The sequence below is a fragment of the Kribbia dieselivorans NBRC 106261 genome, assembly GCF_001552435.1.
GTDB lineage: Bacteria > Actinomycetota > Actinomycetes > Actinomycetales > Dermatophilaceae > Kribbia > Kribbia dieselivorans.
On the sequence record NZ_BCRE01000177.1, the window covers coordinates 1 to 10,137 of the forward strand.

Genomic DNA, 10,137 nt, shown 5'->3' on the forward strand with positions numbered 1-10,137 from the left:
TTCCCCCTGTGTGAATCGTGCTGGCTTGTCCCTCCACCATGGCAGGTCTCGGGCGTCGATAGGGGTTTCCATGGCTCACCTGTGGATAAGTTGACCAGGCGCGTGGTACTGCTGGGTGGAAACGGAGGCGGTCCGCTCGACCCGACGTGAGGATGGGGATCGTGAAGGTCAACGGATGGCTCGACGCACGATTCTCCGATGTGCGTGAGGTGTTCGCCGAGGTGCTGGACGCGCAGCCCGGCACCGGAGCCTCGTTCGCGGCCTGGCACGACGGGCGCTGGGTGGTGGACCTGTGGGGCGGTTTCGCCGACGCGGCGCGCACCCGGCCCTGGCGGTCGGACACGCTGGTCATGCCGTACTCGGTGACGAAGCCGTTCGCCGCGCTCTGCGTGCTGAAACTGGTGGAGCGGGGAGCCGTCGATCTCGACGCTCCGATGCAGCGTTACTGGCCCGACCTGCGGGCGGCGGCGTCGGTGCGTGAGGTCCTCGCGCACCGAGCCGGGGTGGTGGCGCTGGACGCGGATGCGCCCCAGGGGGCGTTCTATGACTGGGAGCTGATGTGTTCCCTGCTGGCACGTCAGGAGCCGAGTTGGGTCCCGGGCGCCGCGACGGGCGAATCCGCGTTGTTCTTCGGGCATCTGCTGGGTCAGGTCGTCCGTGCCGTCGATGGCCGCCCGCTCGGAGCGTTCCTCCGCGAGGAGATCTGCGGTCCGCTCGACCTCGACTTCCACATCGGGGTCGCTGACCGCGACCTGGCCAGAGTCGCGGATCTGACTGGGTTCGGGGACGACTTCTGGGCCGCCCAGTCGGGGTATCCGCCCCTGTTCGAGCGGGCCATCGGCAACCCGCCGGGGGCGCGCGACCCGGACGTCGTCAACAGCCGGCGTTGGCGTCAAGCCGAGATCCCGGCGGTCAACGGTCACGGCACTGCACGGTCCGTGGCCGGGTTCTACGCGGCGCTGGCCCACGGTCGCATCGTGGACCCCGCTCTCGTGGGCGAACTGACCCGTGGGCGAGGGGAGGAGCCCGACCTCGTCGTGGGCGGAAACCGAGAATGGGGCCTCGGTGTGGCCCTGGACCAGGACGGTTACGGCATGGGCGGCACCGGAGGGAGCTTCGGGTGGTGGAGCCAAGCCGGCCAGTACGCCATCGCGTTCCTCACCGGTCACATCGGTGACCACGACCGTGGAGACCGCCTCGAGGCCGCCGTGCGGGAGGTGCTCGGCCTGCCTGCTTTGTGACCGCACGTATCGGCGCGCGCCACGCTGAGGCCCGTGCGCCACCAACCGAATGGCATAGGCCGCTGACCTGCGGGTGAGTGTCACACGTCAGGGCCGAGCGTCACAGGTCATTACGTGCGACGGAGGCTCGTTTCGGTGGCACTCGCGAGCACTGCGAACGCGACGCTGGCCGACGCCGAGATCATCTCGTTGAACCGAAAGACCCGTTGGTCCCTGACCTATGGATCTGCTGGTGCCCCCGGCAAGATTCGAACTTGCGACACCTTCTTTAGGAGAGAAGTGCTCTTCCCCTGAGCTACGAGGGCAACGGCCCGGTGGGGCCACCGGTCAAGGGTACGCGATGGCCCGTGGTTGGCTGGAGGCATGACCACCTGGGAGACACACCCGGTCACCGAGGATCGCTTCGACGACCTCGCGACCGTCATCAACCCCAACCGCCGCACCAACCACTGCTGGTGCCTCTCGCATCGCGTGTCGGCCGCCGAGATCCGCGACCTGGGCGGCGACTCGCGCGAAGAGGCCATGCGCACGCTCACGCGGCGTGCGCACCCGCCCGGTGTCGTCACCTATCGCGACGGAGAGCCCGTGGGCTGGTGCAGCATCACCCCACGCGCCGAGACGCCACGACTGGTCGCCTCCACACTCATCCGACCCATCGACGACGTCCCGGTGTGGAGCATCATCTGCGTGGTGGTCCGCAGCGGGCACCGCAAGCAGGGCGTGGTCGGCCACCTCATCGACGGTGCGGTCGAGTATGCGTTCGCGAACGGCGCTCCGGCCATCGAGGCCTACCCGGTCGACCCGCCGGGGCGCATGGACCTGACCATGGCGTTCGTCGGCACCAAGGCCATGTTCGAGCACGCGGGCTTTCGCCAGGTGGGGGTCACCGACGCCGTCGCGAGCCGGATGCCGCGGCTGATCATGCGCCGCGACCGCCCCTGACACGGCCCGCCGTCGGAGGTCGACACGCGCAGCGCGCTCCGTTGTTAGCCTGTCTGGGTGACTGAGCCCGCTGAACCATCGCGCGCGCAGCGGCTTGCCGAGGCAGCGGTGGAGTGGCGGCGCGAGTTGGTCGACCTCGGCGGCCCCAACACCCTGCTGTGGTTCGACCCCGACTCCCCGGGCGTGCTCGATCTCAGCCAGGCCCACCCCGGCGGCCTGGCCAAGGTCCTCGCCGGCAACACCGCCCGCCTGGGCGAACTCGTCCGCGAACCCGGCGCCCACGAGGCTGCAGTCGCGCGCGGACAGACGATCACGGCCCACGCAGAAAGGCTGGCTGCGGAGCGCGGTCTGCAGACCTGCTATCTCGCGCTCGGCATGGCCACATGGCACGTCGCGTCCTCCGGACCCGACCCGCTCGCCCCGGTGCTGCTGCGCCGCTGCACCCTGGTGCCCCATCACGACTCCGCGGGTGTCGATCTGTCGCTCGAACTCGCCGATCGCATCGAACTCAACCCGGTGCTGCTCGCCTTCCTCGAGCGCGATCAGGGGATCCGGCTCGACCCCGACCACCTGCTCGCCACGGCCGCGACCGATCTGTCCTTCGACCCGGAGCCGGTCTGGCAGGTCCTGGCCGAGCACTGCGCGAACATCGCCGGGTTCCAGATCCGCCCGAGCCTGGTGATCGCCGGCCTGCCGCACGAGAAGGCCCCCGCGGTCGCCGACCTCTGGGGACTGGAGCACCGCGACGAGGGCGATCTGCTGGCGGCCCTGGCGCTCGGTGAGCCGGACCTCGAGCCGAACCCGCGCGTGACGGTGATCCCCGAACCGCTCTCCCCGGACCGGTTCGTCCTCGATGTGGGCGAGGACGAGCAGCGCGTGCTCGACGACCTTGCGCGTGGGCACAACGTGTGCGTGCGCGCCCCCGCCGGCACGATGGCCTCTCGCCTGATCGCCTCCGCCGTGGCCCAGGCGGTCAGCCAGGGGCAGCGCGTGCTGCTCGTGGCCGAGAAGCGAGCCGCCATCGAGGCGGTCCGCGATCAACTGGACACGGTCGCCCTGGCCGACGCGGTCCTGCACCTCAGCGACCCGGCCGGCACCTTCGACGCCGCGGACCTGACCGGGCGGTGGCACGATCGCCCCTCCTACGCCCTCGACCCGGTCGCGGCCGAGGAGCGCCGACAGCATCGCCTCGCCCTCGTGCACCAGGCCTCCGCGACCCTCGATGCCCACGCGAGATGCCTCCATGAGATCCGCGATCCGTGGGGAGTCTCGGTGCATCAGGCCCAGGAGGCGATCGCCGCGCTTGCCGCGCGCAGCCGGGCGCCCCATTCGCGCGTACGTCTGCCCGGCCCGGTCATCACCGGACTCACCGACCCGGAGGAGACCGGTGAACGCGTCCGCCATCTGGCGCGGATCGGCGCGTGGCCGGCCGATCGATCCGCCGACCCCTGGTGGCGGGCTCGAGTCGGCACACCCGCCGAGGCCAGACAGGCCAAGGAGGTCATCGGCCGCATCATCACCGAGATCGATGAGCTCGACACCGCCTTCGACCGGGTCATGGCCGATCTGCATCCCGCCGAGGTCAGGACGATCGACGACCGGGGGGAGATCCTCCGTACCCTGGCCCAGGTCCACGACACGCTCGAGGTCTTCCAACCCCGCGTGTTCGACGAGCCCCTCAATGACCTCATCGCCGCCGTGGCCGGCCGACACCGCGCCGACGGCAGCCAGATCGGGCGCATCGCCCGCATGCGCGAGGTCCGTCGAGCCCGTTCGCTCCTGCGCCCCGGCCTGCCGCCGGAGGACCTGCAGGGCGCGCTCCAGGCCGCCGAGAATCAGCGCGTCATGTGGCGTGCCCTCACCGGCGGCGGTGGTCGACCGCGCGTTCCCGATGGCCTCGACCGCGCCGTGGCCGCCCACACGGCCGTGGACCGAGATCTTCGTTGGCTCTCGGCCCGGTTGACCTCCACCCCCGATGGGGGTGATCTCACCGCCGTCGACCTGATCCCGCTGCGGGCTCGGCTCGGTCGGTTGGCGCGCGCGAGCCACCGGATCGACGCGCTGCCCCAGGCGGTCGACACCATCGCCGCCCTCGACGCCGCCGGTCTGCGACCCCTCGTCGACGACCTCGCGGCCCGCGCCGTCGGTGTCGACGACGTGGTCAGCGAGGTCGCGTTCGTGTGGTGGACCTCCGTGGTCGACGAGATCTCCCGTGTGGACCCGGGGTACGGCGACCACGACGGAGCGGCGATGCGTCGCGCCTTGGCCACGTACGTGCGGGAGGACCGTGAGGTCCAGCGCGACAACGCCGCCCGCATCACCGAGGGCATCCGCGCAGGCATGCGCGCCACCGGTCGTCGCTGCCGGGCCGATGCCCATTGGGTGGCCGACCTGGCCAACGACTCGGCCCGGCCGGTGTCCAACCGCCAGGCCATCGAACGTGCCGGAGACGTGCTCGCGGCGGTCTCGCCGTGCTGGGCCATCAGCCCCTTGGCCGTGGCCGCGGTCATCCCGCAGACCCGACTTTTCGACCTCGTGATCATCGACGACGCCGCCCGGACGACCACCGCGCGCGTGGCCAGTTCGCTGCTCCGCGGGAGTCAGGCGCTGGTGATCGGGGATCCGGATCAGTTGCCGCCGACGGGTTTTCACATCGCGGCCGGCGGATCGACGCCGACCGTCATCGACGGGGTCAGCGCCTACGCCGCCGGTGCGGCCCGGTGGGGTGAACAGTCGCTGAGATTCCTGGACAACCAGGCGGGGGAGACCCTCGCCCTCGTCAACGCCTACCGGGACGAGCCGCTGCACTCGGTGCCGGGCCGGTTGCCGGCCAAGCGGTTCCGTCAGGACGGTGACCCCACCTCGACCGCGGCCGTGGTCGAACGAGTCATCGGAAGCGTGGCCGAGCACGCGCGCACCCTGCCCGGGGCCTCCCTCGGGGTGGTGGCGATGGACGAGGACATCGCGCGCCAGATCCGGCAGGCGCTCGCCGACGTCATCGCCGACGACGAGGATCTCGGTCGATGGGTGGCCACGCAGGTCGACGAACCGTTGCTGGTGCGCGGCGTCGACCGGATCCAGCGCGAGCAGCGTGACGTGGTCATCATCGTCGGCACCCCCGGCTCGCCGGAGCTGGCCGGGCGACTCGGTCATGCCCGGGTGCTGCTGGCCTCGAGCCGCGGTCGGCAGGGCGTCGTGGTCATCAGCAGCACCGATCGGACGCCGGGCGGACCGATCCCGGCTCGCCCCGACGGTCGCGAGACCTGGCGGGAACTCGTGGCCCTGGCCGGGGCCGACCCCACGGGGGCGCGCGGGTCGACGACGTCGGCAGGGAAGCCCCGCGGGAGGGACAGCGGTGAGGATCGCGGTGAGGATCGCGGTGAGGACGCCCGGCTCGTGCAGGTCCTGGCGAACCGACTCACGGCGGCCGGTCACCGGGTCCACACCCACTTCGGCACCGGCACCAGCCGGGTCGACCTCGCGGTCGAGGATCCGCGCCGCCCGGGCCGGATGCTGTTGGCCGTCGACATCGACGGCCCCGACTACGCCGCCACCGAACACACCCGCCAACGCGACCGGCTCTGGGCCCAACAACTGGAGGCGCGCGGCTGGCGACACCTGCGGATCTGGTCGGTCGACCTGTTCCGCGATCCGGCGCGCGAGGAGGCCCGCGTCATCGCCGCGGTCAACACCCTGGTGCGCCGGGAACCACCAGCCCAGCCGGCCGTCACCTCACCGCCAGCCGAGCCGACCCCGCCGACCCCGGAGCCCCCGCCCATGAACCCCGCTGAGACGCCCGCCCCGCCGGACGGTCCGATGCCACCGCAGCCGAAGGTCCGCGTCGTCCGGCCCCGCGACCGGCAGCGCGCGAACGGCGATCCGAATCGCCGCAGCGCCGACCCCGCCCGAGATCGGTGGATCCAGGAGCAGCGCCCCCCGCACTGGGACTGACCCATGTTGGACGCGATCAACACGTTCGTCACCACCCACGCGGACTCGCCGTGGGCCCTGGTCGCGATGTTCCTGCTGGCCGTCTTCGACGCGCTCCTCCCACCGGTCCCGAGTGAGTCCCTGGTCATCACGCTGGCCGCCTTCGGGGCCGCGACCGGGGCGCCGAATCTCATCGTCCTGACGCTGGTGGTCGTCGTCGGCGCCTGGTGTGGTGACAACCTCACCTACGTCCTCGCACGACGCTCCGGCCTGCAGAAGGTGCGGCACACGGCCCGCCCACGACTCAAACGTTCGTTCGCGTTCGCCGAACGGGAGCTCGGCCGCCGCGGGGGATCGCTCATCGTCGCGGGCCGTTTCATCCCCACCGGGCGGCTGGCCATCAACGTCACCGCCGCCGCCGTGGGCTTCCCACACCGACGGTTCATGGGGTTCTCGGCCCTGGGCGCCACGAGTTGGACGATCTACAACGTCACCCTCGGAGCCCTCGCCGGCGCCTGGGTCCACGAGAACCCGCTGCTGGGCGCCCTGTTCGGGATCGTCGTGGCGGTGGGCTTGGCCCTGCTCGTCGAGTGGAGTGTCGCCCGGTACACGGCGAAGGGCCGGAGACCATGATCGGTCTCCGGCCCTTGCGGTGCAGCGTGGCTGGGTCAGCCGCGCTGGAGGGAGTCGCGGATCTCGCGGAGCAGCACGACGGACTCCTCCGTGGTCGCCTCCTCCTCCTGGGTGAAGCGCTCGCGCATGGCCTGGTACGGCTTCACGACGAAGAAGTAGACGATGAATGCCAGGATGACGAACGAGACGACGGCGGTGATGAACTCGCCGACCGGCACGCCGCCGGGGCGGTACGTGTCGAAGTTGGGGGTACCGAAGATCTTGCCGATGAGGGACATCAGCACGGCGGTGAACGTGGTGACGACGGCGCCGAACGAGGCGGCGATGATCAAACCGACGGCGATCTCAACGAGATTGCCGCGCATGAGGAAGTCCTTGAAGCCCTTCATGTGAATCCTGTCTCTCGTGTGTGACAGCCCGGCACGTGGCGCAGGCTGTTGGTTGACGGCCGGGTAGACACTAACCCGAATGTTCGCTGTCAGCAGACTTACGACGCGACCGCAGTGATTTCTTGCAGAAAGTGTTACTTCCTGGAGCGTGCGGCGAAGATGAACGACGCACCCGACTCCACTGACGATACGAGCCGAGCCGTCCGCTGCGTGGGTATCGCGACGACGACATGTCCGGCACTTCCGGCGGGCACGATCCCCGAGCCGTCGTCGTCGGCGGCGGGGGTGGCGAGCACCAGCACATCGGCGGCCACCGGCCCGTCGCGCCCGGGGTGGAGCACATCCACGCGATCACCCGACGAGATCAACCGGACCGAGTCGACATCGTCGACGGGCAGGGCCACGGCACGATGACCGCGCGGCAGGCCGTCCAGTGCCCCCGGCCCGACGACACGGGCGGAGCTGAGTACCTCACCGGCGAGGATCGCGGCGGTGGTGCGTCGACCGGTCAGGGCCGTGGGATCGGTGGCCGACCCGGTCGCGACGGCGCTCGCCGCCACGCGGGTCACCTCGACATCGTCGGCGTCGAGCACGGCCCCGGCGGGGACGGAACTGCGCGCCCGGACCACCTCGACGGTGGCCTCGGCGGCACCCTGATCGCGCAGCAGCACGGTGGCCGCGACGACGAGGAGCAGCAGCGTCAGCGATCGACGCAGCACCAAGCGTCGCCACCGGGATGCGCGGCTGGGGCCCAAGATCGCCTCGAACCGGGCCCCGGTCGCGGAGGGGCCCGAGGTCTCGGCGCGGCGAGTGGGGGAGCGGCGACTCATGGCGACCACGTTAGGTGGCCGCGTCAGGGTCGGCGGCGGGTCAGCTCGCGGCTGTGGACGACGAGGTGCTGCTGGAGGAGGCTGTGGACGAACCGGAAGAACTCGACGAACCGGTCGACGACGTCGAGGCCGAGCCCGACGACGCTCCAACACTCGAGGCGCGGGAGTCGGTGCGGTAGAAGCCGCCACCCTTGAACACCACGCCGACCGCGTTGTAGACCTTGCGCAGCGCGCCGTCGCACTCCGGGCAGACGGTCAGGGCATCGTCACTGAACGACTGGACGGCTTCGAAGGTGTGCCCGCACGCGGTGCAGGTGTAGACGTAGGTGGGCATTCATGGTCCTTGGTACTTCGGTGGACCGGCATGGTCCGTGGAGATGGATGGGCGCCGAAGCGATCAGGCGTCCGGTCGATTATAGGCCGACCGTCTGGACCACCCGGCCAGACGCCCGTTGTCGCTGACCTCCCGAATCCGACGCTCCATGACGTCACGGGCCGCGGCCGTGCTCACCGCGAGCAGGCGGTCCCCGGTGCGGAGCACCGTGCCGGGCTGGGGGACGAAACTCTGCCCGTCCCGCACGACGAGCGTGATGTTGGCCCCCTTCGGCAGCCGCAACTCGAACACCTCGACACCGTGCAGCCGCGACCGCGGACCGATCTCGATCTCGAACAGTTCCGCGTCCAGTTCCTCCAGCGGCGTCGAGTCGACGGCGATGTCGAGCGTGTGCGTCTCCTCGGTCAGCCCCAGCCGGCGCGCCAGCCACGGCAGCGTCGGGCCCTGGACCAGGGTGAAGATGACGACGAGCACGAAGACGAGGTCGTAGAGCCACGTCACGCCGCGCACGCCCTGGGTCATCGGGACGGTCGCCAGCACGATGGGCACGGCGCCGCGCAGGCCCGCCCACGACAGGAACACCTGATCACGCCACGGCACGCGGAACGGCGTCAGCGACACCAGCACCGACAGCGGCCGGGCGATGAGCAGCAGCGCCAGCCCCAGGGCGAGCGCCGGCCCGACCTGGGCGAGGAACCCGGTCGGGTGCGCCATGAGCCCGAGCAGCACGAACAGGCCGATCTGCGCGATCCACCCCAACGCCGTGGCGAAGCCGCGCACCGCGGCCTGGTGGGGCAGCGACGCCGAGTTGCCGAGCACGAGCGCGGCCACGTACGTCGCCATGAACCCGGACGTGTGCGCCCAACTGCCAACCCCGTACGCCAGGACGCACAGGGCGATGACCCCGATCGAGAACAGACCCGAGGAGTTCGAGGCCATACGCCGCATGTAGCGCCCGCCGAGCCAACCGATGGCGATGCCGATCGCGGCTCCGCCCACGAGTTCGACGATCGCGAGCACCGCGATGAGCCACCACGGGTGGCTCGCCTGCGGGTTCGCGGCCGCCACCGAGACGGCCGTGACGATGAGCACGACCGGAGCGTCGTTGAATCCCGATTCCGCCTCGAGCAGGCCGGAGATGCGTCGGGGCAGTGGCACGCGCCGCAGCACCGAGAAGACCGCCGCGGCGTCGGTCGAGCTCAGCACCGCCCCGATGAGGAAGGCGATGGTCCAGTCGATGCGCAGCGCGTAATGGGCGAACGCCGCCATCGCCGTGACCGAGACGAGCACCCCCACCGTCGACAGCGCCAGCGCCGGCGGGACCGACCGGCGGATCCCCGGCCACGACGTCGTCAGACCGCCCTCGGTCAGGATGAGGATCAACGCGAAGTACCCGAGGACCTGGGTCACCTCGGGGGAGTCGAAACGCAGGAACGGCGCGGCCCCCTCGATCCCCAACCCGATCGCGAGGTAGAGCAGCAGCGTCGGCAGACCGGAGCGCACCGACAGGCGCACGGCCGCGACACAGACCACCAGCACCCCCGCGCCGATGAGCAGGACGGTCGTCAGGTCGTCGAGGGAGAAATCCATCTCATCCCCTCCGCGGTGATCACGCCGTCCGCGGGCCGGTCGTGCGCCTCGACGGGCAGTGGCTCGACGGCCTCCTCGCCGGGGTGCAGCGTCACGACGATCGGGGTGCCGGGCCTCAACCGCGGCAACGCACGGTCGTAACTGCCACCCCCCTGACCCAGCCGCGTGCCGGCCGCGTCGACCGCCAGCCCGGGGGCGATCACGAGGGCCACCGCCGTGAGGGCCGCGAGCCCGAGCGGAGCGCGGTC

Annotated in this window: 9 protein-coding genes and 1 tRNA gene; 4 read left to right on the forward strand and 6 right to left on the reverse strand. The window is 70.9% G+C overall.

All coding sequences use genetic code 11. From position 1 onward, the window contains the following. Positions 1-161: 161 nt before the first annotated feature. A complete protein-coding gene (locus KD1_RS13430; protein WP_169795401.1) occupies positions 162-1,241 on the forward strand; it encodes a serine hydrolase domain-containing protein in 1,080 nt (359 codons plus the stop codon). A 230-nt stretch (positions 1,242-1,471) separates the two neighbouring features. Here the strand turns inward: KD1_RS13430 and KD1_RS13435 are convergent. Then, positions 1,472-1,546 (reverse strand) — tRNA-Arg (locus KD1_RS13435). A 58-nt stretch (positions 1,547-1,604) separates the two neighbouring features. On the opposite strand from KD1_RS13435, the gene KD1_RS13440 reads away from it, so the two are divergent. The 3 genes from KD1_RS13440 to KD1_RS13450 are packed head-to-tail and all read left to right on the forward strand — an operon-like array spanning position 1,605 to position 6,746. Next, complete coding sequence (locus tag KD1_RS13440) at positions 1,605-2,183, forward strand: GNAT family N-acetyltransferase (protein ID WP_068402727.1); 579 nt, start codon at positions 1,605-1,607, stop codon at positions 2,181-2,183. Positions 2,184-2,240: 57 nt separating this feature from the next. After that, complete coding sequence (locus KD1_RS13445) at positions 2,241-6,134, forward strand: PDDEXK-like endonuclease domain-containing protein (protein WP_157073354.1); 3,894 nt, start codon at positions 2,241-2,243, stop codon at positions 6,132-6,134. 3 nt (positions 6,135-6,137) lie between these two features. Next, complete coding sequence (locus KD1_RS13450; protein WP_068402731.1) at positions 6,138-6,746, forward strand: DedA family protein; 609 nt, start codon at positions 6,138-6,140, stop codon at positions 6,744-6,746. A 35-nt stretch (positions 6,747-6,781) separates the two neighbouring features. Here the strand turns inward: KD1_RS13450 and mscL are convergent, their stop codons facing one another. The 5 genes from mscL to KD1_RS13475 all read right to left on the reverse strand — a co-directional run. Further along, on the reverse strand, positions 6,782-7,135 hold the full coding sequence (gene mscL, locus KD1_RS13455) for a large conductance mechanosensitive channel protein MscL (protein ID WP_068402732.1): 354 nt from the start codon (positions 7,133-7,135) through the stop codon (positions 6,782-6,784). Positions 7,136-7,269: 134 nt separating this feature from the next. Then, complete coding sequence (gene cpaB / locus KD1_RS13460; RefSeq protein WP_068402734.1) at positions 7,270-7,965, reverse strand: Flp pilus assembly protein CpaB; 696 nt, start codon at positions 7,963-7,965, stop codon at positions 7,270-7,272. A 40-nt stretch (positions 7,966-8,005) separates the two neighbouring features. Next, positions 8,006-8,299 (reverse strand): FmdB family zinc ribbon protein, encoded by a 294-nt coding sequence (locus tag KD1_RS13465; protein ID WP_068402736.1) that lies wholly within the window; start codon positions 8,297-8,299, stop codon positions 8,006-8,008. 63 nt (positions 8,300-8,362) lie between these two features. Continuing rightward, on the reverse strand, positions 8,363-9,889 hold the full coding sequence (locus tag KD1_RS13470) for a potassium/proton antiporter (RefSeq protein ID WP_068402740.1): 1,527 nt from the start codon (positions 9,887-9,889) through the stop codon (positions 8,363-8,365). Continuing rightward, the coding region (locus KD1_RS13475; RefSeq protein ID WP_281177622.1) for a 5-formyltetrahydrofolate cyclo-ligase at positions 9,865-10,137 on the reverse strand (273 nt) is incomplete at its 5' end. The genes KD1_RS13475 and KD1_RS13470, both read right to left, overlap by 25 nt.

Excerpts from the sequence above, each read along its gene's own strand:
- KD1_RS13440 (WP_068402727.1), top strand. The coding sequence starts at position 1,605 with ATGACCACCTGGGAGACACACCCGGTCACCGAGGATCGCTTCGACGAC.
- KD1_RS13465 (WP_068402736.1), bottom strand. The coding sequence starts at position 8,299 with ATGCCCACCTACGTCTACACCTGCACCGCGTGCGGGCACACCTTCGAA.
- KD1_RS13450 (WP_068402731.1), top strand. The coding sequence starts at position 6,138 with ATGTTGGACGCGATCAACACGTTCGTCACCACCCACGCGGACTCGCCG.
- cpaB (WP_068402734.1), bottom strand. The coding sequence starts at position 7,965 with ATGAGTCGCCGCTCCCCCACTCGCCGCGCCGAGACCTCGGGCCCCTCC.
- mscL (WP_068402732.1), bottom strand. The coding sequence starts at position 7,135 with ATGAAGGGCTTCAAGGACTTCCTCATGCGCGGCAATCTCGTTGAGATC.
- KD1_RS13470 (WP_068402740.1), bottom strand. The coding sequence starts at position 9,889 with ATGGATTTCTCCCTCGACGACCTGACGACCGTCCTGCTCATCGGCGCG.